Annotated in this window: 21 protein-coding genes and 1 pseudogene; 12 read left to right on the plus strand and 10 right to left on the minus strand. The window is 72.6% G+C overall.

The genetic code is table 11. The features are described 5' to 3' along the window. Positions 1-135: 135 nt before the first annotated feature. Together AAFN69_RS06550 and AAFN69_RS06555 are read right to left on the minus strand one after the other, a co-directional pair. Positions 136-678 carry a class I SAM-dependent methyltransferase gene (locus AAFN69_RS06550; protein ID WP_347727346.1) on the minus strand — a complete coding sequence of 181 codons (543 nt, stop codon included), beginning with the start codon at positions 676-678 and terminating at the stop codon, positions 136-138. A gap of 86 nt (positions 679-764) precedes the next feature. Beyond that, complete coding sequence (locus AAFN69_RS06555; protein ID WP_347727347.1) at positions 765-1,751, minus strand: LacI family DNA-binding transcriptional regulator; 987 nt, start codon at positions 1,749-1,751, stop codon at positions 765-767. A 129-nt stretch (positions 1,752-1,880) separates the two neighbouring features. Between AAFN69_RS06555 and AAFN69_RS06560 the strand changes: the two genes are divergently transcribed. The 5 genes from AAFN69_RS06560 (at position 1,881) to AAFN69_RS06580 (ending at position 6,106) form a co-directional block, all read left to right on the plus strand. Further along, positions 1,881-2,801: a ribokinase gene (locus AAFN69_RS06560; protein WP_347727348.1), complete on the plus strand. Its 921-nt coding sequence runs from the start codon at positions 1,881-1,883 to the stop codon at positions 2,799-2,801. 42 nt (positions 2,802-2,843) lie between these two features. Continuing rightward, a complete protein-coding gene (locus AAFN69_RS06565) occupies positions 2,844-4,190 on the plus strand; it encodes an NtaA/DmoA family FMN-dependent monooxygenase (RefSeq protein WP_347727349.1) in 1,347 nt (448 codons plus the stop codon). A 34-nt stretch (positions 4,191-4,224) separates the two neighbouring features. After that, the gene (locus AAFN69_RS06570; RefSeq protein WP_347727350.1) at positions 4,225-4,749 is read left to right on the plus strand and encodes a flavin reductase family protein; all 525 of its coding nucleotides are present in this window, start codon (positions 4,225-4,227) and stop codon (positions 4,747-4,749) included. Then, positions 4,742-5,200 carry a riboflavin kinase gene (locus AAFN69_RS06575; RefSeq protein ID WP_347727351.1) on the plus strand — a complete coding sequence of 153 codons (459 nt, stop codon included), beginning with the start codon at positions 4,742-4,744 and terminating at the stop codon, positions 5,198-5,200. Before AAFN69_RS06570 ends, AAFN69_RS06575 begins: the two co-directional genes overlap by 8 nt. 120 nt (positions 5,201-5,320) lie before the next feature. Then, on the plus strand, positions 5,321-6,106 hold the full coding sequence (locus AAFN69_RS06580; protein ID WP_347727352.1) for a nicotinamide mononucleotide transporter family protein: 786 nt from the start codon (positions 5,321-5,323) through the stop codon (positions 6,104-6,106). A 125-nt stretch (positions 6,107-6,231) separates the two neighbouring features. Here the strand turns inward: AAFN69_RS06580 and AAFN69_RS06585 are convergent, their stop codons facing one another. The 5 genes from AAFN69_RS06585 to AAFN69_RS06605 form a co-directional block, all read right to left on the minus strand. Then, entirely contained in the window at positions 6,232-7,101 is an 870-nt protein-coding gene (locus AAFN69_RS06585; RefSeq protein ID WP_347727353.1) for a phosphatase PAP2 family protein, read from the minus strand. Then, positions 7,091-9,664, minus strand: coding sequence for an FtsX-like permease family protein (locus AAFN69_RS06590; protein ID WP_347727354.1), 2,574 nt, complete (start codon positions 9,662-9,664; stop codon positions 7,091-7,093). Before AAFN69_RS06590 ends, AAFN69_RS06585 begins: the two co-directional genes overlap by 11 nt. 94 nt (positions 9,665-9,758) lie before the next feature. After that, complete coding sequence (locus AAFN69_RS06595; protein ID WP_347727355.1) at positions 9,759-10,526, minus strand: ABC transporter ATP-binding protein; 768 nt, start codon at positions 10,524-10,526, stop codon at positions 9,759-9,761. A gap of 185 nt (positions 10,527-10,711) precedes the next feature. Next, complete coding sequence (locus AAFN69_RS06600; protein ID WP_347727356.1) at positions 10,712-11,440, minus strand: response regulator transcription factor; 729 nt, start codon at positions 11,438-11,440, stop codon at positions 10,712-10,714. Further along, a complete protein-coding gene (locus tag AAFN69_RS06605; protein ID WP_347727357.1) occupies positions 11,437-13,164 on the minus strand; it encodes a histidine kinase in 1,728 nt (575 codons plus the stop codon). The genes AAFN69_RS06600 and AAFN69_RS06605 overlap by 4 nt, the downstream gene beginning before the upstream one ends. Before the next feature lie 221 nt (positions 13,165-13,385). Here AAFN69_RS06605 and AAFN69_RS06610 point away from each other — a divergent pair, with 221 nt between their 5' ends. From AAFN69_RS06610 to AAFN69_RS06620, 3 genes are all read left to right on the plus strand, one after another. Then, the gene (locus AAFN69_RS06610; protein WP_347727358.1) at positions 13,386-14,069 is read left to right on the plus strand and encodes a response regulator transcription factor; all 684 of its coding nucleotides are present in this window, start codon (positions 13,386-13,388) and stop codon (positions 14,067-14,069) included. Between the two features lie 80 nt (positions 14,070-14,149). After that, a complete protein-coding gene (locus tag AAFN69_RS06615) occupies positions 14,150-15,586 on the plus strand; it encodes a HAMP domain-containing sensor histidine kinase (protein ID WP_347727692.1) in 1,437 nt (478 codons plus the stop codon). After that, positions 15,583-16,218, plus strand: coding sequence for a hypothetical protein (locus AAFN69_RS06620; RefSeq protein WP_347727359.1), 636 nt, complete (start codon positions 15,583-15,585; stop codon positions 16,216-16,218). Before AAFN69_RS06615 ends, AAFN69_RS06620 begins: the two co-directional genes overlap by 4 nt. 85 nt (positions 16,219-16,303) lie before the next feature. On the opposite strand, the pseudogene AAFN69_RS06625 reads toward AAFN69_RS06620, so the two are convergent. After that, positions 16,304-16,899, minus strand: a pseudogene (locus AAFN69_RS06625) (TetR/AcrR family transcriptional regulator); the annotation flags it as partial. Here AAFN69_RS06625 and AAFN69_RS06630 point away from each other — a divergent pair. Beyond that, complete coding sequence (locus AAFN69_RS06630; protein ID WP_347727360.1) at positions 16,894-17,514, plus strand: SRPBCC family protein; 621 nt, start codon at positions 16,894-16,896, stop codon at positions 17,512-17,514. The pseudogene AAFN69_RS06625 and the gene AAFN69_RS06630 sit on opposite strands and share 6 nt — an antisense overlap. 106 nt (positions 17,515-17,620) lie before the next feature. On the opposite strand, the gene AAFN69_RS06635 is transcribed toward AAFN69_RS06630, so the two are convergent. Beyond that, a complete protein-coding gene (locus tag AAFN69_RS06635) occupies positions 17,621-17,872 on the minus strand; it encodes a DUF4190 domain-containing protein (protein WP_347727361.1) in 252 nt (83 codons plus the stop codon). Positions 17,873-18,125: 253 nt separating this feature from the next. Between AAFN69_RS06635 and AAFN69_RS06640 the strand changes: the two genes are divergently transcribed. From AAFN69_RS06640 to AAFN69_RS06650, 3 genes are all read left to right on the plus strand, one after another. Then, positions 18,126-18,476 carry a PRC-barrel domain-containing protein gene (locus AAFN69_RS06640; RefSeq protein WP_347727362.1) on the plus strand — a complete coding sequence of 117 codons (351 nt, stop codon included), beginning with the start codon at positions 18,126-18,128 and terminating at the stop codon, positions 18,474-18,476. A gap of 310 nt (positions 18,477-18,786) precedes the next feature. Beyond that, positions 18,787-22,158: a S8 family serine peptidase gene (locus AAFN69_RS06645; RefSeq protein ID WP_347727363.1), complete on the plus strand. Its 3,372-nt coding sequence runs from the start codon at positions 18,787-18,789 to the stop codon at positions 22,156-22,158. 269 nt (positions 22,159-22,427) lie between these two features. After that, entirely contained in the window at positions 22,428-23,513 is a 1,086-nt protein-coding gene (locus tag AAFN69_RS06650; RefSeq protein WP_347727364.1) for a M4 family metallopeptidase, read from the plus strand. 139 nt (positions 23,514-23,652) lie between these two features. On the opposite strand, the gene AAFN69_RS06655 is transcribed toward AAFN69_RS06650, so the two are convergent. Next, positions 23,653-24,972: a hypothetical protein gene (locus AAFN69_RS06655; RefSeq protein WP_347727365.1), complete on the minus strand. Its 1,320-nt coding sequence runs from the start codon at positions 24,970-24,972 to the stop codon at positions 23,653-23,655. Positions 24,973-25,140 lie beyond the last annotated feature (168 nt).

A 25,140-nucleotide genomic window follows, 5' to 3' on the forward strand; every position in this document is an offset into this window, starting at 1 on the left:
GGACCGGCGAGTGCCCGGCGAGCTCGCGGATCACACCACTGCGCGCATCCACGGCGACGGGTTGAGAAGCGGCGGCCGATGGAGCCGTGCCGGCCGAGGAGGAACCGGGGGCGCGGCGCATGGCGGGCCCCGTGGTCAGGGGCGGCGGTGCACCGAGACCGCGTAGTCGCCGCCGGCCCAGGGGTCACGCGCCCAAGTCGCGTATCTGGCTTCGAGGGTGAGCCCCGCCGCGCGGCAGTGGCCGTCGTACTCGTCCAGGGTGTAGCCGCGGCCGAGGGAGAAGCCGGCGATCAGATGACCGCCGGGCCGGACATGGCCCGCCACCCCGGCGACCAGATCCGCTTCCGTGCCCGGCGGGGTGAACAGGGGGACATTGCCCGCCATCACCACGACATCGAACGACCGCCCCAGCGCGAGGCCGGCCAGGTCCCGCCGGTGCCAGGTGATCTCCGGCGCCAGCCGCCGCGCGGTGGCGAGCATCGACTCGTCGATGTCCACTCCGGTGACGGCGACTTCGCGCCGGGCCAGCTCGATCGCCACCCGCCCCGTGCCGCACCCCGCGTCCAGCACGGTCCCGGGCGCGAGGGAGAGCACCAGCTCCGCCTCGCCGTGGACATCGTCCCCGCTCGCCGCGAGGCGGTCGAACCTCGCCTGGTATTCGTCACCGTTCCACGTCATGCGGCCACCCTCGCACAACGGCCGCCGGCCCTCCGCACGGGCACGCCTTCGGATCCGTACCCGGCCGCGGCCATGCTGACCACTCGTCAGAGTTCGCTGGTCGACGCGCGGACGACGAGCTCCGGGGGGAAGCGCTCGATCCGCTCGCTCCGTTCGCGGGCGGACGCCTGAAGCAGCGTCAGACCGCGTTCGGCCATGGCGGACAGCGGATGGCGGATGGAGGTGATGGGCGGGTCCAGGAGTTTCAGCATCTCGGTGTCGTCGAAGCCGGTGACCGCTATCTGCCGGGGCACCGCGACCGATGAACGGTGCAGTGTGCTCACCAGGCCCACGGCGAGGACATCCGCTCCGCAGACGACCGCGTCGACCCGGTCGCGCTGTTCGATGATGCGGCGCGCGGCCGTCCGTCCGGCGTCGGTGGTGAAACTGGGCAGCAGGATGGTGGTGGCCCCGGGGCCCCGCGCCTCGGTGAAGGCCGCCAGCCGCTCGGCACCCGCGGAGGACGTCTGATCGGCGACAAGAGCGATGCGCCGCCTGCCGATGCCCTCCAGATGATCGACGAGAAGCCCGACCGCGGACACATTGTCGAGCGTGACGGCGACCGTGCCCGACCCGGTGGCCCACCGGTCGAAGAGGACGACGGGACGGCGGGCCGCGGCCTCGCGGATGGCGGGTCCGGACGCGCCCGCCGACACGGGGACCACGAACAGGCCGTCCACCCGGCCGGCGAGCAGTGTGTCGATCTGCTCCGCCTCTATCGCGGTGTCGTTCGCCGCGTCGGAGACCACCAGGGTGCCGCCGGCGCCGCGCACCTGCTGCGCGATGGCGTCGGCGAGCTGGACGAAGTAGGGGTTGGCGAGCGTGGGCACGATGACGCCGATGGTGCCGGTCGCGCCGGTGCGGAGCGCCCGGGCCGAATGGTTCGGCTGGTAGCCGAGCCGGTCCGCGGCCTCCTCGACCCGGCGCGCGAGGTCCGGGTCGACATTCCGCCGGGTGCCCGCGAGAACACGTGAGGCCGTCGCACGGGAGACGCCGGCGGCCTCGGCCACATCGATGAGTCGGGGCGCTGTCACGTGGGTGTCCTTGTCGGTCGGTGGGCGGGGAGCGTCACGGCCGCTGGGTGATCGGGCAGCACGAGGCTACTTGACGGCACGGGTGAGCTGGTACAGCATGTCGGAAATCGATCTCCCAAAGGAGCTCACATGTCGCTCATCACCGTCGTCGGTTCGGTGAACCGCGACTTCGTCCTGACTGTCGAGGACCTGCCGCGCCCCGGTGAGACCGTGCTCGCACGGCGTTTCGTGGAGGGGGTCGGCGGCAAGGGCGCCAATCAGGCCGTCGCCGCCGCCCGCCTCGGATCACAGGTGCGTCTCGTCGCCCGGGTCGGCGGGGACGCGGCCGCCATCCTCGACGCGCTCGTCTCCGAGGGCGTGGACATCACGGCGGTGCGCTCGGACGAGCGGACCACGACCGGGATCGCCGCGGTGGTGGTCGACAACGCCGGCGAGAACACCATCGTGGTGAATCCGGGTGCCAACGCGGGCCTCGGTGTCCAGGACCTGCCGTCCCGGCTCGTCCGCTCCGCGGGGGAGATCGTCCTCGTGCAGAACGAGATCGCCTCCGACGTGGTCGAGCTCGCGATCCTGCGCGCCAGTGAGCAGGGCGGGGTCGTCGTCCTCAATCCCGCCCCCGCCCGCCCGATCGGCGCCGGGGCGCTGGCCGCGGTGGATGTCCTCGTACCCAACCTCGGCGAACTCGCCTCGCTCCTGGGCACCGGCCGGCCCGCCGGTCTCGACGAGGTGAGAGACCTGCTGGAGAGTGCCGGGCTGCCGTGCCGGGCCGTCGTGGTGACGGTCGGCGCGGACGGCGCGGTCCTGAAGGAGGCCGGCGTCGCCGGCACCACACACATCCCCGCGCCCGCGGTGGACGCCGTCGACACGGTGGGCGCCGGCGACACCTTCTGCGGGGCCCTCGCGGACGCGCTGGGACGCGGCACCGGCCTCCGGGCCGCGGTCGAGCGCGCCGTGCGCGCGGCCTCGCACGCCACCACCGGTTTCGGCGCACAGACCTCCATGCCGTACGCGGCCCAGCTCGACGAACCCGCCATCACCTCCGCTCCCTGACACCCCCGCCGGGGCAGCCACCAGCACTACGGAGAACCACCCATGAAGAACCTCAAGATCGGCCTCTTCGAGAACGCGCAGACCAATGCGAGCGGCACCGCCACCTGGCGTCACCCCGACAGCCGGCGGCACCTCTTCGACACGCTGGAGTACTGGCGCGACCTCGCCGCGGTCTGCGAGGACGCCAAGCTGGACTTCCTCTTCCTCGCCGACGCCTGGGGCTGGTCCGAGATCGACGGCACCCGCCCGCCGATAGCCACCGAGGAGACCCTCGACCTGCCGCGGCTCGACCCGGTGGTCGTGGCGTCCGCGCTGCTGTCCACGACGACCCATCTGGGTCTCGTCATGACGGGCTCGGCCCTGGTGGAACCCCCGTACGCCTTCGCACGCCGCATGGCCACCCTCGACCAGCTCTCCGGCGGGCGCATCGGCTGGAACATCGTGACCACCGGCACCGCCGACACCGCGGTCAAGGCGTTCGGCATGGAGATGGTGGCCCACGACGACCGCTACCGGATGGCCGAGGACTTCCTGGACGTCGTCTACAAGTACTGGGAAGGGGCCTGGGAGCCGGACGCGCTGGAGAAGGACAAGGGCGGCCGGTTCGCCGACCCCGCCAAGGTCCACCTCATCACCCACAAGGGCCCGTTCTTCAGCTCGGAGGGGTACGGCAACACCGCGCGTTCCCCGCAGGGCACGCCCGTGCTCTTCCAGGCCGGGGCGTCGCCCGCCGGGCGCCGGGTCGGCGGCCGGCACGGTGAGTGCATGTTCATCGGGAGCGGCACGGCCGAGCAGCTCGCCGGGCACACCGCCGCCATCCGCCAGGAGGCGGTGAAGGCCGGCCGCCGGGCCGACGACGTGAAGGTGATGTCGGCGTTCTCCTGTGTCGTCGGCGCGACGACATCGGACGCCGAGCGGCGCTACCGGCAGATCCTCGACGCCCAGCGGTCCGAGGTGACCGTCGCCAGTTACGCCATGTTCACCGGTATCGACCTCTCCTCCCACGCGCCGGAGACACCGATGGCGGAGCTCTCCACCGAGCTGTCGCAGACCCAGGTGGCCCGCTTCGCGGACAAGACGGTCGGAGACGTCCTCGCCGACTGGCACACCCACGGTGTCGGCGCGCGGCCCGTGGTCGGCACGGCCGAGGAGATCGCCGACGAGATCTGCGGCCTCGCCCAGGGCGCCGACCTCGATGGATTCCTGCTCTCCCCGACCGTCCAGCCCGTGTCCACGACGGACTTCGTCGAGTCGGTCCTGCCGATCCTGCGGGCCCGCGGCGTCTTCCGCGGGGAGTACACGGAGGGCGAGAGCCTGCGCGAGCGCCTCACCGGGGCGTCGGACCGCGCACTGCCCGCCAGCCACCCCGCGGCGCGGTTCCGGCACTGAGAACAGAAATCGAGACGAGAGGATGTCGAAGACCATGGCCACGTCTGCCCACAACCCGCCCGAGGCGTCCGCGCCCGCGGAGCTGGACGCGGCGGCGCTGCGACGGGCGTTCGGGGCCTACCCGACCGGTGTCGTCGCGATCAGCGCGCTGCGCGGGAGCGAGCCGGTCGGGTTCGCGGCGAGCTCGTTCGTCTCGATATCGCTCCAGCCCCCGATGGCCGCGGTCAGTGTGGCCCGCACCTCGACCACCTGGCCGCGCCTGGCCGGCGCGTCCGAACTGGGGCTGAGCGTGCTCAGCCGCGGCCAGGGCGAACTGTGCCGCCGGCTGGCGTCCCGCGAGGGCAACCGATTCGACGGTGTCGCCTGGAAGAGGACGCCCGAGGGCGCCGTGCTGATCGAGGACGCGGCGCTCTGGCTGACCGCCAGGGTGAGCGCGACCTACGACGGCGGCGACCACGAGATCGTGCTCATGGAACTGCTCACGGCCGAGCTGTTCCCCGGCGTGGAGCCGCTCGTCTTCCACACCAGTCAGTTCCGCGAGCTCATTCCCCATGGATGACACCGAGGAGATCCTGGCGCACCTCACCGGCACGGTGGTGCGCGGCGCCGGCCGGGGTCACGGGCTCGGCTTCCCCACCGCGAATGTCGCGGCCGACCCCGGCTCGGTGGTCCCGCCGGCCGCGATCTACAGCGGCTGGGTCGTCCGCCACACGTCCGGCGTCGTCCACCCCGGCACCATCAGCATCGGTTCCAACCCGACCTTCTGCGACACCATCGAGGTACATGTCGAGGTGTACTGCCACGACACATCGGACGAGTTCTACGGCGAGCGCGTCGGAGTGTGGTTCGTGGCACGGATCCGGGACACGGTGAAGTTCGCCTCGTCCGACGATCTGATACGCGCGGCCCGCCGGGACGTCCTGCGGTCGGAGGAGCTTCTCGCCTCCGGCCGCGGGCGCCGCGTCCGTACCGGCGCGCTCGCCGCGTACGGGAAGACCCTCTCTCCCTGAGAGACCTCACTCCGCACGGAACCGGCGCCCACCGCCGGACTCCCTGCTTCACGACCGGCCCGGTACGGGTCCGCAGCCCCCCACTCCCAGCCTTGCTCCGAACGAACAAAGGTGTGAGTTATGAGTGCATTCGAGTGGCTGAATGAGCAGTTCAGCTTCTTCGGCCTGGCCGTCTACTGGTCCGACTTCCTCGGCAACATCCTGGCCCTGGCCACTGTCTGGCTGGCCCTGAAGCGCTCGCTCGTGGCCTGGCCGGTCCAGATTCTCGGTTCGGTGCTGCTGCTGATCGCGAGTCTGAACGTGGACCTCGGGGGCAACGCCGCCCGGCAGATTGTGATCATAGCATCGGCCTCGTGGGGCTGGGCGACATGGCGGCGCAGCCGGGAGAAGGAAGGCACGATCAACGTCCGCTGGGCATCGTGGCGGGAGCGCTCCGTACTCCTCGTCGCCATGGTCGCCGGCACCTTCGCCTTCGGCGCTCTGCTCAAGTCGACCGAGGCGTCGTTCTACCCGGGCGCTCCCTGGTGGATGGTGCTCGCGGACGCCTGGATCTTCGTGGGTTCGATCCTGGCGATGTACACCCAGGCCCGCCGCTATGTGGAGTTCTGGTTCGCCTGGCTCGCCGTCGACCTGGTCGGGGTGCCGCTGGCGATCCACTCCGAGCTGTACTTCTCCGGAATCGTCTACGCGATCTTCTTCGTGATGGTGCTCATCGGGATCCGCGACTGGGCGTCCCGCAGCAAGGAGCAGGAGATCGCCTCGCCGCTGGAGTCCGCCGTCGTCCTGGAGAGCCGCGGCGAGTCCGCCGTCGTCCCGGAGAACCGCGACGACATCCCGAAGGCGAGAGGACCGCAGGAGCCCCGGCCGGAAACGGACGCGGTGAGCGGGCCCGGGGCGGCCGGCTGACCGGTGACCGCGGCCGTGAGCGGGAACCCGCCGGTGACTCCCGGCCGCCCCGGCAGGACCCCGCCGTCGCACACGCGGCGTGCGGGGTCCTGCCGGCGTTCATCCGTCCGGGGCCGCCACGCCGTTCAGGGACGCGCTCCGGAGAGCTCCGGCACGGCCGGCAGGCGGTGCGGATGAGCTCCGTACCAGCGGCGGGCGGCGGTGTGACCGAGTGCCAGACACAGCACACCGCCGACCGCGTCCAGCCAGAAGTGATTGCCGGTCGCGACGATCACGAGGAAGGTGGCGAGGGGATAGAGCGCACCGAGGACCCTGACCGGGGCCGGGCGCGCCAGGAGCAGCAGGACCAGACCGCACCAGGCCGACCAGCCGATGTGCATGGACGGCATGGCCGCGTACTGATTGGACACCTCCGCCATCTCGTCGGAGGCCAGCGAGCCCCAGGTGCCGTGCACGAGGACGGTGTCGACGAACTCGGCGCCGTCGAAGAGCCGGGGCGGGGCGAGGGGAAAGAGGAAGTAGCCGATGAGCGCGGCGGCCGTGGTGAGGAAGAGCGCGGTCCGGACGGCCGCGTAACGTCCCGGCTGGGTGCGGTACACCCAGACGAGCACACCCAGGGTGACGGCGAAGTGCAGGGTGGCGTAGTAGTAGTTCATCGGCACGATGAGCCATTCGACGCTGTTGAGCGCGTGGTTCACCGAGCGCTCGAAGCCGAGACCGAGCGTGTTCTGGAGATCCCACACCCACTGGGCGTTCCGCTGAGCCGCGGACACCTGCTCTGGGACGGTGTTGCGGATCATGGAGTAGATCCAGTAACTCAGCGCGATGAGCGCGATCTCCGGCGACAGACGCGGCCGGCGGGGTGTTCTCGCCGCGGCGAGCAGAGCCCGTGCCCTTGACGGCCGGGTGACGGCCGTGCGGTCCGCCGAGGGGGTGGGGCCGGCCGTGCGGTCCGCCGAGGGGGTGGGGCCGGCCACCCGGGTGTCACCGCGCATTGACCGACTCCAGCATGTTCAGACGGACCGCCCGGCGGGCCGGCCACACGGCCGCCAGGACCCCGACCACCAGACCGAGCAGCAGATACAGGCCGAGCCGGGCCCAGGGCAGCTCCGTCCGGTACGCCGGGAGCGAGGATCCGGCGAGGCTGCCGCACGTCCAGGCCAGGAAGATTCCGGTGCCGATGCCCAGGACGGCGCCGAAGAGCGAGATCACCACCGACTCCAGACACACCATCCGTTTCACACCCCTGCCGCCGAGGCCGATCGCGCGCAGCAGACCGATCTCCCGGGTCCGCTCGAAGACCGACATGGCCAGGGTGTTGACGACCCCGAGCACCCCGATGACGACGGCCGTCCCGAGCAGCCCGTACATCATGCTCAGCATCTGGCCGACCGCACCGGACTCCGCCCTGGTCAGCTGCTCGTGGTTCCGCACCTGAAGGAGGGGACTGCTGCCGAGGGCCTCCCGGATCTCCCGGTCGAGGCCGCTCGCGCGCCGTCCGGGGTCCGCCTTGACCAGAACGCTGTCGTACGTCCCGCCCTCGGCGTGCGGCCGGACATCGGTCATGGTGCCCACGGCATGGCCGATGGCACGGCTGTACTCGTACACACCGGCGACGGTCAGCTTCTTCCGCAGGCCGTCGGAGCCGAGGGCGCCGGTGAAGGTGTCGCCCGTCGCCAGCCCGGTCCGCCCGGCCAGCGCGCCGGAGAGCACCACCTCGCCGGGGCCGAGTTCCGCCAGTGAGCCGCTGCCGAAGCTCATGTCGGACACCTTGCCGAACCGCCGCGGATCGGCGCCGGTCAGCGTGACGAACTCGCCCCGCACATCCAGGACCGCGGAGGCGACGGGGACGGCCTCCGCGACGCCCGGGACCTTCGCGACCCGCGCGCCCAGGGCGGGTTCGATGCCGGCCCGCGCGGCGTTGGACACCTTGTAGTCGGCGGTCAGCCCCCGTACCGCCTCGTCCCTGAGCGCCGCCTCCGTGGAGTCGCCGGCCACATGGAGACCGGTGATCAGGGTGAGTCCGATCATCAGCGCCGAGGCGGTGGCGGCGGTGCGGCGCGGGTCGCGCAGCGCGTTCCGGCTCGCGAGCTTCCCGGTGACGCCGGAGAACCGGGCCGTGACCGCGCCGGCGAGCAGGACCAGCGGCCGGGAGAGCAGCGGCGCGAGCACGATCACACCGGTCAGGGTGAGCACCGAGCCCAGCGCGGCCGTCAGAAGATGGGATTCGCCGCCGTTCTCCAGGGTGGAGATGTACAGCATGGTGAGGACCCCCGGGCCGGCCAGCAGTCCTCCGACGGTGTTGCGGAGCGCCATGCCGCGCGCCGACGGCGGTTGGTCGGCGGTGCTCAGCGCCTCGACCGGCGCGATCCGCGCGGCCTTGCGGGCCGGCAGCCACGCGGACAGCACGGTGACGCCGACACCGACCGCGAGCGACCAGGCCAGGGTGTTCACGGAGATCACCAGCGGACCGCCGGGGAGGCCCGCGCCGCTCATGTTGAGCAGTGGCCGCAGCCCGGTGGCGATCCCCAGACCGAGCGCGAACCCGGCGGCGGAGGCGGCGAGTCCGAGGAGAGCGGCCTCGGCGAGGACCGCGCGGACCACCTGGCGGCGGGAGGCCCCCACGGCGCGCAGCAGCGCGGTCTCCCGGCCGCGCTGGGCGATCAGCATGGTGAAGGTGTTGGCGATGATGAAGACACCCACGAAGAGCGCGATCCCGGCGAAGACCAGGAGCAGCCGGGTGAGCCCCTTGGTGTTCTCGGCGATCTGCTCCGCCTGCTCCTCCGCGAGCCGTGCCCCGGTGATCGCCTCGACGCCCTTGGCGGGCAGCAGTTCACCGATGGCCCGCGCGAGTGCGTCGTTGTCGGTGCCGGGGGCCGAGGCGACGGTCAGTTCGTCGAACCGGCCCGCCCGCAGGAAGAGCCGCTGGGCGGTCCCGGTGTCGAAGAGGGCGAGGGTCCCGCCGGCGGTCACTCGCGGATCGTCGGTCTCCACGATGCCGACCAGCTTCTTGGTGAGGGTGGGGCCGTCGACGGCGAAGCGCACGGTGTCACCGATGCCGTGGCCGGCCCGGTCGGCGGTACGGCGGTCCAGGGCCATCTCGCCGGGGCCGGCCGGACCGCGTCCGCCCCAGAGGGGGAAGCGGCTGTCCGGGCCGCTCCGTCCGTTGTCCGGTGAGTGGTTGACCGCCAGATTCTGCCAGCTGCTGTCGGCGTTCAGCGGGCGGCCGTCCCGCGCCGCCAGGGTGGCGGTGCCGTTGACGACCGGGTGCACCGAGGTGACACCGGGAAGGGCACGGATCCGGTCGGCGAGACCGGCGGTCAGCGCGGTGGACCGGCCCTCACCCGCCTCGCCGTCCTCCGTCCACTCGGACTCGGCCTGTACGGAGACGGCCACACCCGCGAGGTTCTTCGCGGAGGCGCCGCGCAGTGCCTGGACGACGGTGTCGCCGAAGACGAGCGTGCCGGAGACGAAGGCGACGCCGAGCAGTACGGCGAGGGCCGTCATGCTCAATCGGGCTTTGTGCGCGAGGACATTGCGCAGAGCGGTACGCAGCATGGTGGATCCCGGTCCTGGGGTGGGTGGGGGAAGTCCGGGCGGGTGAGCACGCCGGTCGGACCCTGTCGTGTGGGTGTGGGTGTGACGGCGGAGGTCAGGAGTCGAGGAACCGCATGCGGTCCAGGACGCGCTCGGCGGTCGGGTTGAGGAGTTCGTCCGTGATCCGGCCGTCGGCGAGGAAGATCACACGGTCCGCGTGGGACGCCGCCACCGGATCGTGGGTCACCATCACCACGGTCTGGCCCAGCTCCCGTACGGAATCGCGCAGAAAGGCCAGAATCCCGGCCCCGGCGCGGGAGTCCAGATTGCCGGTGGGCTCGTCCGCGAAGATGATCTCCGGGCTGGAGACCAGCGCGCGGGCCACCGCGACGCGCTGCTGCTGTCCGCCGGAGAGCTGGGCGGGGCGGTGGCTCAGCCGGCCGGCGAGGCCGACCTTGGCCACGATCGTCTCCAGCCACCGGGGTTCCGGCATACGGCCGGCGATGGCCATCGGCAGGGTGATGTTCTCCAGCGCCGTCAGCGTGGGCAGCAGATTGAACGCCTGGAAGACGAAACCGACGCGCTCCCGCCGTACCCGGGTGAGCTGACGGTCATTCAGCGCGGACAGATCGGTGTCACCGATGCGCGCGGAGCCGGAGGAGGCCGAGTCGAGCCCCGCCACACAGTGCATCAGGGTCGACTTGCCCGATCCGGACGGACCCATGATGGCGGTGAAACGGGCGCGTTCGAACTCCACCGAGACCGAGTCCAGGGCGACGACCCGGGCCTCGCCCCGGCCGTACACCTTGCTCAGGGCGGTGGCCCCGGCGGCGGAGACCACCGGCGGGACGGTGGGTGCGGACGCGGCTGCCGGTACCGACATGGCTGCTCCAGCGGTGAGAGGAAGGGGTGGGTGTGACTCCCATCCTCGGCGCGCCGGGCGCCCGGGCCATCGGCCTCAGGGGGTGAAGACGGCATCTGCCGGAAGGCGGGTTCACCGCCCCGCCTACTCCTGCGGGCGGACGGCCGGCTCTGTCCTTCGGCAGAGGCCGCGTGCGCGGCGGGGTCTCAGGAGAGCAGCCCCGCCCGGTACGCCAGCACCGCCGCCTGCACCCGGCTCTCCGTGCCCGTCTTCTCCAGGATGGCGCTGACATGGGTCTTCACCGTGCCCACCCCGATGCCGAGCCGGTGGCCGATCTCCAGATTGGCGAGACCGTCCGCCAGCAGCGCCAGGACATCGCGCTCGCGGCCGGTGAGGGCGGCCAGACGCTGATCGGCGCGGGTGTCCGGCGCCCGCCCGGCTCCCGGCGCGCCGGGGGCGGTGGTGAGCATCCGCTCGATGACGGCGCCGGTGACACCGGGGGAGAGGACCGCGTCGCCCGCGGCGGCGGCCCGTACCGCGCGGATCAGCTCCTGCGGGCCCTCGTCCTTGAGGAGAAAGCCGGTGGCGCCGGCCCGCAGCGCGTGCGCCACGTTCTCGTCGTCGCCGAAGGTGGTGAGCATGACCACCCGGGGCCGGGGCCGGAGCGCCAGCAGCGGTCCGATCGCGGCGAGCCCGTCGAGCACGGGCATCCGGATGTCGACCAGCGCCACATCGGGCCGGGTCCGGGCGGCGACCCGTACGGCCTCCTCGCCGTTCGCCGCCTCACCGACCACCTCGACGCCATCGGCATGACGCAGAATCAGCCCGACGGCATGCCTGATCAGCTCCTCGTCGTCGGCGAGCAGCACCCGGACGGGGCGGTCGGCGGGAGCGGAGTGCCCGGAGCAATCCGAGAGCTCTGAGAACGCGGTCACGGGGTCTCCCACGGTGGTGTCTGCGACACCACCGGCACGGTGAAGTGATCGATCACGGCCAGCTTGCCGTCGCGGAAACAGTATCGGGTGATCCTGAGGTGCCCGGAGCCCTCCGTGCTCTCCGCGGCCTCTCCGGCTCCCGGCGCGGCCGCTCCGGCCGCCGGTGTGACGACGCTGTCCACCCATGGATAGACACAGCTCGTCGCCGACCGGGGGCGGGCCGGCTCCCGGCCGGTCGCCGCCGCGCGGGCCAGTGGATGGTCACCGTCCCCGATCGCCTCCAACTCCTCCCGGGAGACGCCGATCCGGGGCGGCTCGTGGTAGTCGAAGGGCTCCGGGTCCGGCTGTGCCAGGCTGACCAGGATCATGCCGAGCATCATCATCACCCCCACACCCCCGAGGCCGAGCAGCCCGGTGAGAGCGCTCATCGCCCGGTGCCGGACACCGCGGACCGCCCGCTCGGGGACGGGCTCGGGCAGCGGTTCGGCCGGTGCGGTGTCCCCGGCGATCGCCGTCTCCGGATCCGGGCGCGCGGGGATGCGGGCCGTGACCGCGAAGCCCCCGACGGAGGTCGGACGTGCCTCCAGGGTGCCGCCGAGCAGGGACACCCGCTCCCTCAGCCCGACGAGACCGCGCCCGGTGCCCGGCCCGGCCGACCCGGCCGCGGTCACCGGCGGCAGTCCGTTCCGTACGAGGATGTCCACCCGGTCGCCGGCGTGGGTGACCGCCACGGTGACATGCGCCCCGGCGGCGTACCGGTGCACATTGGTCAGCGACTCGCGCACCACCCGGTGCACCGCGCGCCGTACCCGGGCCGGGCGGTCGGCGAGATCGGGGCCGTCCCAGCTGAGATCGAGGTGAACACCGCCGCGGCGTGACTCCTCGACCAGGGTCTCTATGTCGGACCGGGTGCCCGTGGTGTCGGTGAGGGCGCCGGTGCCGGTGTCCCGCCCCAGCGGACCGAGCACCCCGAGCACCTCACGGAGCTCGCGCATCGCGTCCCCGGCGGCCCGGCGCACCAGGGCCGCCTCGTCGCGCAGTTCGGGTGACTCCTTCCGCAGGGCCATCTCCAGGCCGCCGCTGTGCAGCGAGACCAGACTGAGCCGGTGGCCGACCAGATCGTGCATCTCGGCGGCGATCCGCGACCGCTCGTGGATCCGGGACTCGCTGTCCGTGAGCCGGCGGACCGCTTCCGCGGCGACGGCCCGTTCGCGCAGCGCGCTCAGCAGCCGGCTCTGCTGCTCGTTCGCGGTCCCGACCAGCGCCGGCACCATCAGCGCGGTGGCCGCGAGCACGGCGCCGAGGGCGAGCCCGAGCGCATGGCCGCCGAGGTTCTCGCCCGGCGCGCGGGCCGCCCAGATCACCATCGGCAGGACGGCCGAGGCCAGCAGCACGGAGGTCCGGCGCGGTTGCGACACCAGCCGCTTGGCGGTGGTGTACGCGATCACCGCGGCCGGCAGCCCGGCGGGCGGCAGCACCCCCAGCACCAGGGCCGCTCCGAGCAGGCTCATGACCGGAAAGCGCCGGCGGACGGCCAGCAGCGCGAGGACGACCGCGCCCAGCAGGATCTGCGTCTCGCCGGAGAGCGAGCCGCTCAGCCCCCAGTCGAAGACCGTGTTGGGGAGCATCAGCACCGCGCCGCCGATCACTTCGGCGAGCGCACGCCACACTCCCCGGCTCTTCTCGCCGGGAGCCGCGAATGGACCGCGGGAGGTGAAGGTCATCGGTCAATTGTGCGGGTGAGAATCCCGGGTGCGGTCCCGGGCCGCACCCGGGACCGCTTCCGCCGGTTCGCGGGCGGTCGCTCCGTCCCGCCGGGATCGAAGCCGCGCCGCCGCGCCGCCGCTCCCGCTCGCCGGGTTCGAAGCCGCTCCCGCCGCTCCCGCCCGGCGCCTTCGCGGCCGTCCCGCCCGGCGCCGGGACCGCTCTTTGCCATACTGCCCCCATGCCACGCGTGCTCCTCATAGAAGACGACCCCTCCGTGCGCGAAGGGGTCGAGCTCGGCCTGCGCCGCCGGGGGCACGATGTACGGACCGCCGCCACCGGAGAGGCGGGACTCGCGGTGCTCGGCGAATTCCGGCCCGATCTCCTGCTGCTGGATCTGATGCTGCCCGGGGTCAATGGCGTGGAGGTCTGCCGCCGGGTGCGGGAGACCAGCCAGCTGCCCATCATCATGCTCACCGCCCGGGGCGACGACTTCGACGTCGTCATCGGGCTGGAGGCGGGCGCCGACGACTACATCGTCAAGCCCGCCCGTACCCAGGTGATCGAGGCCCGGATACGGGCGGTGCTGCGCCGTATCGACGAGTCAGGCACCGGGCGGCAGACCATGCGGGTCCACGGCGATCTCGCCATCGACCGCGCGGGACTCACCATCACCAAGTCGGGCCGGCAGCTCGCCCTGGCCCCTTCCGAGCTGCGGCTGCTGCTGCACCTCAGCGCCGCCCCCGAGCAGGTGTTCAGCCGTCAGCAACTGCTGGAGCATGTGTGGGAGCACAGCTACCACGGAGACGCGCGACTGGTCGACGCCTGTGTCCGGCGGCTGCGCAACAAGATCGAGGACGTGCCCGGGAGCCCCCGCTACATCCAGACGCTGCGCGGCTTCGGCTACCGCTTCGGCCCGCTGTGAGCGGACGGAGAAGGCGCACCGCGAAGAGCGGGGCGGCCCCGTCCGGCGACCCCGGCCGCCGGCGCGTCACGCCCTTCGGGCTGCGCACCCGGCTGGTCCTCGCCTTTCTGCTGGTCGCCGCCGTCAGTGCCGGCACCACGGCCGCCCTCACCTATCGCGAGGCCCGCAGCTCGGTTCTCCAGGCCGCCCAGGACACCGCCGTCTCCTCCTTCCGCGACCAGATCCTCCAGTCCTCCTTCGGGCTCCCCGTGAAGCGGGACACCCTGCAAGCGGCCCTGCGGGAACTCGCCTACAAGGGCAAACCGCGTCCGTGGATCGTCTTCGCCGAGTACGGCACGATGCGCGTCTCGTCCGGCAACAGCCCCGTCTCCACCGTCATCACCCCCGAGCTCCGCCGCAAGGCCGTCGCCGGGAACCCGCACGGCAGCTTCGAGCGGGTGATCAAGGACGGGGTGCCCTATCTGACCATCGGCATGCCCGTGGTGTTCGCCCCCGCCACCTCCGAGGGCCGGGCCATGCCCAGTGGGCTCGTTCTCTACGCGGTGATGGATCTGAACGAGGAACAGGCCCAGATCGAGGCCCTGGTGACAGCCGCCCGCAATGGCGCGATACCGGGGCTGGCGATCGCCCTGATACCCGCGCTCCTCGCCGCCCGGAGCGTACTGCGCCCGGTCCGCGAACTGCGCCGGGCCGCCCACAGCATGGGCAAGGGCAGGCTGGACACCCGGATCAGGGTCCGGGGCCGCGACGAACTCGCCGGCCTCGCCCGTACCTTCAACGAATCGGCGGGTGAGCTGGAGCGCTCCGTGGCGGAGCTGCGGCGGGCCGAGACCCGGGCCCGGCGGTTCGCCTCCGATGTCTCGCACGAACTGCGCACCCCTCTCGCCGGAATGCTCGCCGTCACCGAGGTGCTCGACGAGGACGCGGACGGCCTGGACCCCGACACCGCCCAGGCCGTCCGGCTGATCAGCGCCGAGACCGGGAAACTCGCCGTGCTCGTGGAGGATCTGATGGAGATCTCCCGGTTCGACGCCCGCGCCGCCGAGTTGAACACGGACGAGGTCGATGTCGCCGAGACCATCCGCCGGACCCTGCGGACCCGGCACTGGAGCGACGAGGTCCGCACCGATCTGCCGGACGGCATCCGGGCACGGCTCGACCCCCGCCGCTTCGATGTGGTGATCGCCAATCTGGTCGGCAACGCACTGCGCCACGGCGGCGCGCCGGTCTCCGTACGGCTGCGCTCACCGGCCGGCCCCGGTGGTGAGCCACTGCTGGTCACCGAGGTCACCGACGGCGGGCCCGGCATCAGTCCCGAGGTGCTGCCGCACATCTTCGACCGTTTCTACAAGGCGGACGCGGCCCGTACCCGCTCCACGGGCAGTGGTCTGGGGCTCGCGATCACACGGGAGAACGTCCGGCTGCACGGCGGCACGGTCCGCGCGGGGAACACCCCCGGCGGGGGCGCGGTCTTCACCGTCGAGATCCCGCTGGGCACCGGAAGGGCGGCGGTGTGAGGGCGCTGCCCCCGGCGGGCGCCGGGGCACTGCTGCTCACCGCGCTGCTCACCGGCTGCGGTATCAGTGACACCGACCCCGTGGAGGCGGGGGACCCCGTCCTGATCCAGGCCACGTCGCCGGCCGAGGGGCGGGTGTTCCTCTTCTTCCGCTCGGCGGACGGCGCGCTGGTCCCGGTGTCCCGGCCCCGGAGTGCGAAGGATGCCCCGAGCAGGGAAGGTGTGCCGTCCGCCCATCTCATCTGGGCGCTCTTCGAGGGGCCTTCGGCCGATGAGCGTGCCGCCGGGCTGACCGGCGGACTGCCGGACCCGGCCTCGGGGGGCGGATTCATCGTGACCGGCGGGGACGGCGCCCTCACCATCGGCCTGCCGGTCGCCCTGGCCGACCTCGACGACCTGGCGATCCGTCAGGTGGTCTGCACCGCCGCCCACTCGGCAGGCCCGGACGGTCTGAGGCGGATACGTCTGAGCGGCACGGACGGGAGTACGGAGCCCTCCCGCTGCGACGCCGGCGTGACGGGTGGCCGGCCGGCCCCCCGGCCCGCGGTCTCCGGACACCCGGTGGAGCCGGACGCCGGCGCGCGATCCCCGGCCGCCGTCCCCCGGAGCGCGGCGACCGGCAGCGGACGCTGACCGGGTACGGATGCGGGCGCGGTCGGGGTGCGGGCACGGTGTCCGGCACGGCGTCCCGCCGCCCCCGGTCCCGCCGGGGGCCGGGTCAGTGTCCGGGAGCCAGCAGATCCGCCAGCTCGGCCTCGAAGTACTGAGCGGGGTCGAAGTCCATCCCGGCGAAGTGACCGGCCAGTTCCAGTGAGAGCAGGCCGTGCAGCCGGGTCCAGAACATCAGCGCCCGGTGGAGGGCGGCGGACGGGGCGGGGTGGTCCCCGGCCCACTTCCGATGGCTGTCCAGATGGGTGCCGAACGGCGTCGGAGGGGTGTCCGCGGTGAGTTCCGCGCAGGCGTCCAGCAGGGTTGCCATGATCCGGGAGGAGATCCCGGTGATGTCATCGGGCGCGTGGTAGCCGGGGACCGGGGTTCCGTAAATGAGCAGATACCGGTGGGGGTCCTCCAGGGCCCAGCGGCGCAGCGCATGCGCCGGCGCCGCCGCGCCGCCGCGCCGCCGCCGGCCGCGGCGGCCGTGCGCAGGGTTTCGGCCAGGCTCAGATACGCCTCGCGGATGAGCTCGGTGATCAGGTCGTCGCGGCTGGCGAAGTAGCGGTAGAGCGCCGGCCCGCTCATGCCCATCCGCTTGGCGATGGCGTTGAGGGAGAGCGCGGACGCCCCCGCCGTGGCGATCTGCTCCCAGGCGTGTTCCGTATCCCCGCCGCCCTGTTCGCCGTCCCCCTCCTCGCCGGTCCGATCGGCGCCTCGGCCGGCCCGGCCGCCGCCGCTCCGCCGTATCCCGCCGCCTCCCCGGCCTGTGAGGGGGAGGGGGTCGACCCCGGCGCGCCGGTCCGCCACCGGACGGAGACCGTGATTCACGCGCCGCTGCGCACCGTGTGGAAGCTTCAGGCCGATGTGGAGCGCTGGCCGTCCTGGCAGGCTCATGTCGAGACCGCCGACCGGCTCGACCACGGCCCCTTACGGGCCGGTTCCGTCTTCCGCTGGACGACCCCGGTGCCCCCCAACCCCGTGACTCCCGCCGGGCGGCTGGACATCATCTCCACCGTCGAACAGATCGAGCGCCACTCCTGCGTCCGCTGGACCGGGCCGGCGTCCGGTGAGGGGCTGCACATCGACGGCGTCCATGTGTGGACCTTCACCAAGGTCCGGGGCGGTGTCCGGGTGATCACCGAGGAGACCCACACCGGCCCGCAGGTCGACGCTTATGTTCCCGTCGCGACCGGGATTCTCCGCCAGGGCCTCGAAGGATGGCTGCGCGATCTGAAGGCGGCAGCGGAATCGCGCGCCCACCACCGGCCGCGCTGAGCGCCGGCCGGCCCGGGACCGCCGCGCTTCGGACGGCACTTCCGCACCGGGGCGCGCGATCCGGCGAGCCGGATGACGGCAGGGCTCACGGGTGCGCCGCGCCCGGTCAGGAACCGGCCACCATCAGTACGGCGTAGAGCACCAGAACACCGGCGCCGAGGACGATGCCCGCCTTCGCGAGAACCGCGCCGTCCCGGCCGCTCCGGCGCAGGGCGAGATATCCGGTCAGCACGGCGAGCGGCGCGAGCAGCAGGCTGAGGAAGAAGAATCCGAGCACCCCGAAGACGACACTGACCAGCGCGAGGGGCGAGGCGGCGGACAGCGGGCGAAAGCCGGAATGACTTCTGGAGGCGTACACGATCGTAACTCCCGTCGTCGATGCGTGAGTTGTGCTTCCGGCCTCGCGGCTACCCCGTCGGAGCCCGCGCACACCTCCCGCCGGGCGGTCGCCGGCGGAACCGGCCGGTGCCGAGGACGTACGCATGGCCCGTCGCAAGCGGGGCAGGCGGCTGACCGAGGCAGTGCACGGCCGGCCCCCGCCGGCCGTACTCCTCGGCACAGGCCCGTCAGGGCCCGCCAGCCATCACACAACCGCGGAAGGACTGCCCGTCATGAACGAGAACGCATGGAACTACGCCTCCACGTCCGGGTACACCATCGGATCCGACCTGACCGGATTCAAGGTCGAGGCCCTGGACGGCAGCATCGGCAAGGTCGACAAGCACACCGAGGAGGTTGACGCCTCCTGTCTGGTCGTGGACACCGGACCCTGGATCTTCGGCAAGGAGGTCCTCGTCCCGGCCGGGACGGTCATCAAGATCGACGCGGCGCAGGAGAAGGTCTATGTCGACCGGACCAAGGAGCAGATCAAGGACGCGCCCGAGTTCCACCGGGAGAAGCACTTCGGTGACTCCGGCTACCGCGAGCAGCTCGGTGCCCACTACTGGCCGCCGCGCGTCTGACCACCCGCCGGTGGGCGAATCCGCGCCGGGGCGGCCGTGACACGGCCGCCCCGGCGCGGTCGTGTGCCGTGCCCGGCCCCGCCGGCCTTGTTCGCCGCACCTCATTGTTCGGCGGATCGCCGCGTAAATCGCCGGGCCGCCCGAACCGGATCACCCCGTAACCGCCCAATCCGGCGCCGCATTGTCCGGCATCGGGCGAACGGGCTGACAGACGGAGACCCGGGGTGGGATTTTCCCCCTGCCGGGGGTGGACAGCGGGTGCCGCTCCGGGCCCCCTGTGACCCGTCACCCGCACTGGCAGGGGGAGTTCATGTTCTCCGGGAGACCTGAGAACCTCGGTGCCGCGGCGCTCACCACAGCGGTCGCGGCAGCGCTCATCGCGGGGCTGACCACCCCGATCTCATCCGCCTCCACCACCTCGCCGGACGGTACGGCCACAGCCGCCGCACTCGCCGGACCCGGGGACCGGGGCAGCGGGAACGCCGGCCCGCACTGGGTCACCCTGGTCACGGGTGACCGTGTCGGGGTCGACGCCCAGGGCAGGGCGGTCGCCCTCGACCGGGCCGAGGGCCGCTCGGACATACCCGTCCAGACCTTCACCCAGGACGGCGAGACCCATGTCGTCCCCGCCGACGCCCGCCCGCTGATCGCGGCCGGCCGTCTCGACCGGCGGCTGTTCAATGTCACCGAACTGAGCAGACCTCAGAGCCGCGCCGCCTACCGCGACGGCCTGAAGGTCATCGTGGCGTACACCGGCGACTCCGCACCCGCGGCCGGCAAGCGACTGCGCGCCGCCGGGGACGTCCGGGTCGGCCGGAACCTTCCCCGGCTGAACGCCGACGCGGTGACCATCCCGGGGCGGGAGCCGAGTGCCCTGTGGGACTCCCTCACCCGCACCGGCGGCGCTGACGCGCGGACCGTCACCGTCCCCGGCATCGAGCGCGTCTGGCTGGACGGGGTGTACACGGCCGCGCTCGACAGCAGCGTCCCCCAGGTCGGCGCGCCCACGGCCTGGCAGGCCGGGCTCGACGGCACCGGCGTCACCATCGCGGTCCTGGACACCGGTGTGGACCGGACCCACCCGGATCTGCGGACCCGGGTCGTCGCCGAGAAGAACTTCAGCGACGCCAAGAACGCCAAGGACGTGCACGGCCACGGCACCCATGTCGCCTCCACCGCGGCGGGGACCGGCGCCGGGTCGGGCGGCACCCACAAGGGCGTCGCCCCCGGCGCGGGGGTCCTCAGCGGCAAAGTGCTCAACGACGGCGGCTCCGGCACCGCGTCGGGCATCATCGGCGGCATCGACTGGGCCGTGTCCCAGGGCGCCGATGTCATCAATCTGAGCCTCGGCGCCCCCGACGGGCCGGAGACCGACCCGCTGGAAGCCCAGGTCGACAAGGTCTTCCGGGAGAAGGGCGTGCTCTTCGCCGTCGCCGCGGGCAATGAGGGTCCCCGGGCGGGATCCGTCGGCTCCCCGGGGAGCGCCGACGGGGCGCTGACCGTCGGGGCGGTGGACGACGACGGCGACACCGCCCTCTTCTCCAGCCGCGGCCCCCGGGCCGACGGCGGTGCGGTCAAGCCGGATGTCGCCGCCCCCGGTGTGGACATCCTCGCCGCCGCCGCGGCGGGCACCCCCTCCGCCCCCGGGGACCTCGCGGGGTACGCGGGCAAATCCGGCACCTCCATGGCGGCCCCCCATGTGGCGGGCGCCGCGGCCCTGCTGAAGCAGCGGCACCCCGGGTGGACGGGCGAGCTGCTGAAGAGCGCGCTGACCGGCTCCGCGAAGGACCTGGGCGGGCGCGTCACCGAACAGGGCACGGGCAGGATCGCCCTGGACCGCGCGATCGGGCAGAGCGTTGTGGCCGAGCCCTCGTCGGTGAGTTTCGCCCGGCAGCCGTGGCCGCACCAGGACGACACCCCGCAGACCCGGAAGATCACCTACCGCAATCTGGGCGGTACGGACATCACCCTTGATCTGCGGGCCACCGGACACGGCCCCAAGGGCACCCCCGCTCCCGCCGGTTTCTTCACCCTGAGCGCCCCGCGGGTGACCGTTCCCGCCGGCGGCACCGCCTCCGTCGATCTCTCCGCGGACACCCGCCTCGGCGGAAGGACCGACGGCTACTACACGGCATCCGTCGTGGCCGCCGGCGACGGGCAGAGCGTGCGCACCGTCGCGGGTGTGGAGCGCGGGACGGAGCAGTACACCCTCACGATCAAATACATCGGACGGGACGGCAAACCGACCCGGAAGTTCTCCTCGTTCCTCTACGCGCTGTACGACGACGGCGGGATGCGCATGTTCGACAACGCGGCGGCCGGCGTCTCGGTGCGCCTCGTCAAGGGGGAGTACGCCCTCAGCTCCGGCGCCCCGGTCGACCCGAGGGACATCTCCAAGGGCTACGACGAGCTGCTCCACCCCAGACTCTCCCTGACCCGGAACACCACGGTCACGGTCGATGCCCGCAAGGCGAAGCCGGTCTCCATCGCCGTGCCGGACAAGCGGGCCGTGCTGAGCGGCGTGGAGTTCGGCCATGCGGTGGGCAAGGGCGATCACCGGGCGGAGAGCGCCATCTCCTTCGGCTCGCTGAAGAATGTGCGCAGCGGGCATCTGGGTCCCGAGGTCACCGACGGCTCGCTGGCGGAGACCTGGGCCACCCGGTGGAAGCCGGCCGGCGGGGTGGAGTACGCCACCGTCACCGGCGGCACGGTGCGGAAGTACTCCACCGGCTACACCAGGAAGTTCAAGGCGGCCGACTTCGCCCGGGTGAAGGTCGCCATGGCGTCCTCGGCGAAGGGAAAGTACGGCCGGCTCGACCTGGTGAGCGTGCTCGCCGGGGTCCACTCCCACGGGCAGGGGATGTCCGGGCCCCTCCCCGGCACCCGGAGCCTGCTGCTCGCGTCGAGCCCGGGAACCCAGTGGTCCCTGATGGCCGACCAGACCCCGGCGAAGACCGAGGGCCCCTGGGGCGAGGAGATCTGGACCACCACCCGCAACAGGAGCTACCACGCGGGCAGGGCGTACACCGAGACCATCGGCACCGGGGTGCACTCCCCGCTGGTGCGCAAGGGCGTCAGCGGTGTGTACCGCGCGGGCAACAAGATCTACGGTGACCTGGGTCTCTTCAGCGACGGCCGGGGCCATCTGGCCCACTCCGCCGTCTCCTCGGCGCGCACCACACTCCACCGGGGTGCGGTGAAGATCGGCGAGAGCGAGGATCCGCTGAGGGGCTGGCACCCCTTCACGGTCGGTGACGCCCCGGCCGAGTACACCCTCGCCACCTCGGCCAAGCGGGACGCGAAGGTGGCCGCGACCGCGAGCCGGATCGACGCCCGCTGGACCTTCCGCTCGGCGCGGCCGGCCAGGGGCACGGTGGAGGCGCTTCCGGTCTCCTCGTTCCGCATCGACGCGAGGACGGCGCCGGACAACACCGCCCCGGCGGGCCGGCGGGTCACCCTCCCGGTGACCGTCGAGGGCCCGGCGGCCGGCAAGGGCCTCAAGTCCCTGACGGTCTCGGTCTCCCACGACGGCAGGACATGGAAGAAGGTGACGGTCGTCAAGGGCGGGATCACGATCACGAATCCGGCCAAGGGCAAGTCCGTCTCCTTCCGGGCGGAGATCACGGACACCGGGAACAACACGAGCACCATCACCGTGTACCACGCCTACCGCGGCAAGTAGCCGCCGGCGGAATCGCGGAACGCGAACCCCGAGAAACAGCCGCACGCGGGCCCCGGGACCGATCCCGGGGCCCGCTTGTGTCCGCGCGGCGCTCCCCACCGGAGCGCGGTCCGGGAGGAGTTCCGGCCAACGTTTGATGCGGCCCTGACAGGTGTGTGTCACTCCTGCAACTCTTTTCCCATCCGTCGCACTGTTGCTCCGTATCGCCCTGTCCGGGCGCGCGCGCCGCCACCGGGCCGCCCGGCACCCCCCCCGCAGAAGGAGTTCGCGTGAGAACCACACATCGCCGGCGTGCCATCGCCACCGGCGCGTTCATGGCCGCCGGCGCCCTGCTGGCCGCCGGCGTCCAGGCAGGACCTTCGGCGGCCCCGCGCCCCACCGCGCCGCCCCTCACCGCCCGGGGTGCCTTCGGCCCCGGCGCCCTGCCCATGAGCCTCACCCCCGCCGAGCGTGCCGCGCTGCCGCGCGAGCCGAGCGCCGGCACGGCGGCCACCGCCCGCGAACCGGGTCCCGGTGAAAGAGAGTTACTCGGCGTCCGGGATGTGAGCCGGGACCGGGACGGCACCACGCACACCCGCCGTGAGCGCACCTTCGCCGGGCCGCCGGTACTCGGCGGCGACCGGACGTACGACCTCGCCAAGGGGACCCCCGGCACCGCCGTCCTCTTCTCCGCGCCGGACGACCACTGGTTCTCCCTCCTCCCCGGGAGCGGCGGCGCCGGGACCGTGAACGGCGGCGGCCACCACTCGCCGGCCTCCGGCGGCCTGCCCGTGACCGGTATCGGCCGCGACAAGGCCGCCCTGACCTGGTTCAGGGCGCTGACGACCGGATTCGGCTCCACCACCGACCACGCGGGCGCGCGGGCGGCCATCCTCGCGGTCGCCGCCGAGATCTACGGGGCCGGCGGCCCCGAGGTCGCCGCCGTCGCCGATGCCTGGGCCGGAGTCAACGCCGGCGACCGCCCGGGCGGCACCGAGCCCGGCCCCCCGGGCACGGTCTTCGAGAACACCACGACCATCGCCGTCCCGGACCCCGGCCCGCCGGTCACCTCCCCGGTCACCGTCACCGGCATCCCGGGCGGCGCCCCGGCCGCGCCGCGTGTCGGAGTGGACATCGTGCACACCTTCCGCGGCGGCCCGGCGGTCGATCTGCCGGCACCCGACGGGACCGTGTACCCGCTCAAGGCGTCCAGCCCGCACGACTCGGCGCCCGACCTCGAGAAGTCCTGTACCGTCAACGCCGCGTCGGAGGCGGCCGGCGGGATATGGCGGCCTCGGGTGCGGGACACGGGCCGGCGGGACACCGGCCATGTCAACGGCTTCGGGCCGGCCTTCCCGGACGGCCGGCGGGTGTGACACCGTGCCCGGGAAGGCCGTCGGAGCCTCCCCGGGCACGGCGCACTCCCCGTGGCGGCCCCCCGGCGGGGCACCGGGACCGCGCCTCCCCGGGCACGGCACACTTCCGCGGCCGACCCCCGGCGGGGGACCGGGACCGCTAGCGGCTGGTGACGGAGACGTCGCCCTGGAGCGTGAGCGTGTCGCCGAAGCGGCCGAGGGTCAGATCCACCGGTGTCACATCGAGCCGGACCGGATCCACGTCGACGGTGACGGCCGGGAGCTCGCCCAGTGTGAACTCAACGCCCCGGAGCGCGTCCGCGACGAGCCCGCCGAGGGTGGACGAGAGCGCGTCGGCCACCCAGGAGGCGATGACGCTGACCAGGTCGTCGTGTGGATAGATCTCCAGATCGAAGGAGCTCACGCTGTCGGCGGTGGCCTTGAGGGTGGTTCCGGAGAGCGACAGGGTCAGGGTGATGACCGGGTCGGGCTCCAGCGCCAGATCGTAGAAGGCGTCCGTCGACCCGCCCCAGAGCCAGTCGATGCCCGCGCTTCCGCTGCCGGTGACGGCGGCCCGCACACTCACCGCCGGGATCTCGGTGTCCAGGACCTCGCACCGCACCTGGCTGATGACGACCGACGCCTGGTAGTAGCCGGTGCCGATCCCGAAGTCCATCGAGTCGCCGGCGGGGAAGCTCATCCCCTCCAGATAGGCGGTGGCCACCTCGCTGATCCGCTGGACCGTGTCCGTACCGATCAGCGCGAAGAACGGGCTCCGGGGCCAGGAGTCCGGGAAGGGCGGCCGCGGTGTGCCGTGCTCCACCAGATTCATCACCGCCACCGCCTGCTCCGGTTCGAGCACGGGGACCGGCGCCGACAGATCCAGCAGCGGGATGTCCGGCTTGGGAAGACTGATGCCCGACAGGATCCGGCGCGCCTGGTCGAGAACGGCCGGCAGCACCACATTGTCCAGAATCACCCTCTGGACATCACCGGTGTCGCTCGCCACGGCTCTGACCGGGTCCAGGGTGAGCAGGCCGGACACGGAGGTACTGGCCTGGACGTCCACCGTCACCGTCACCACCGCGTCCACCAGATTCTCGTCCTCCGCGTCGACGACGACCTCGACCTCGTTCAGGACGACCTGGAAGGTGCTCCCGTCCAGCGACTGGTGCAGGGTGCCGGCGTACTCCGCCACCTCGTCCTCGGTCAGCCGCCCCGCCGCGCCCCGCGCGAAGCGGTCCCGTAACTCCCGCGCCGAGTGGGCGGCCGGGGTGAGATCGAAGACCGGTGCGGCCTGGACGTCCCATGTCACCGTGACCGGCGTTCCTCCGGCGTCGTACGGCTGGGAACCGGTGAAGTACCGCGGATAGAGCCGGTCGTAGACCTCGTACGCCACCACGTTCACCGTGGCGGCATCGGCTCCGACTGCAAGGTCGTAGGTCATGTTCAGGCTTCCCCTGTCCGAAGTGAAGGTCATGTGCCCGAAGTGACGGACCCGGGGCCCCGCCCGAGGCGAGGCCCGGTTCCGCGGCGGATCACGCGGCCGCGGCACCGTGCCGGCGGCGGCGGCCTCACATCATCGACCGGTGCCGCCGATCCGGCAATACGGCCCCGCGGCGGCGGAAGCGGACATCACGGCAGGCGG

The organism is Streptomyces sp. CAU 1734 (genome assembly GCF_039888735.1).
Taxonomy (GTDB): domain Bacteria; phylum Actinomycetota; class Actinomycetes; order Streptomycetales; family Streptomycetaceae; genus Streptomyces.

What these genes read in the sequence shown, in the direction of transcription:
- AAFN69_RS06550 (WP_347727346.1), bottom strand. Translation starts at nt 678, where the DNA reads ATGACGTGGAACGGTGACGAATACCAGGCGAGGTTCGACCGCCTCGCG.
- AAFN69_RS06560 (WP_347727348.1), top strand. Translation starts at nt 1,881, where the DNA reads ATGTCGCTCATCACCGTCGTCGGTTCGGTGAACCGCGACTTCGTCCTG.
- AAFN69_RS06565 (WP_347727349.1), top strand. Translation starts at nt 2,844, where the DNA reads ATGAAGAACCTCAAGATCGGCCTCTTCGAGAACGCGCAGACCAATGCG.
- AAFN69_RS06570 (WP_347727350.1), top strand. Translation starts at nt 4,225, where the DNA reads ATGGCCACGTCTGCCCACAACCCGCCCGAGGCGTCCGCGCCCGCGGAG.
- AAFN69_RS06575 (WP_347727351.1), top strand. Translation starts at nt 4,742, where the DNA reads ATGGATGACACCGAGGAGATCCTGGCGCACCTCACCGGCACGGTGGTG.
- AAFN69_RS06580 (WP_347727352.1), top strand. Translation starts at nt 5,321, where the DNA reads ATGAGTGCATTCGAGTGGCTGAATGAGCAGTTCAGCTTCTTCGGCCTG.
- AAFN69_RS06585 (WP_347727353.1), bottom strand. Translation starts at nt 7,101, where the DNA reads ATGCGCGGTGACACCCGGGTGGCCGGCCCCACCCCCTCGGCGGACCGC.
- AAFN69_RS06590 (WP_347727354.1), bottom strand. Translation starts at nt 9,664, where the DNA reads ATGCTGCGTACCGCTCTGCGCAATGTCCTCGCGCACAAAGCCCGATTG.
- AAFN69_RS06595 (WP_347727355.1), bottom strand. Translation starts at nt 10,526, where the DNA reads ATGTCGGTACCGGCAGCCGCGTCCGCACCCACCGTCCCGCCGGTGGTC.
- AAFN69_RS06605 (WP_347727357.1), bottom strand. Translation starts at nt 13,164, where the DNA reads ATGACCTTCACCTCCCGCGGTCCATTCGCGGCTCCCGGCGAGAAGAGC.
- AAFN69_RS06610 (WP_347727358.1), top strand. Translation starts at nt 13,386, where the DNA reads ATGCCACGCGTGCTCCTCATAGAAGACGACCCCTCCGTGCGCGAAGGG.
- AAFN69_RS06640 (WP_347727362.1), top strand. Translation starts at nt 18,126, where the DNA reads ATGAACGAGAACGCATGGAACTACGCCTCCACGTCCGGGTACACCATC.
- AAFN69_RS06645 (WP_347727363.1), top strand. Translation starts at nt 18,787, where the DNA reads ATGTTCTCCGGGAGACCTGAGAACCTCGGTGCCGCGGCGCTCACCACA.
- AAFN69_RS06655 (WP_347727365.1), bottom strand. Translation starts at nt 24,972, where the DNA reads ATGACCTTCACTTCGGACAGGGGAAGCCTGAACATGACCTACGACCTT.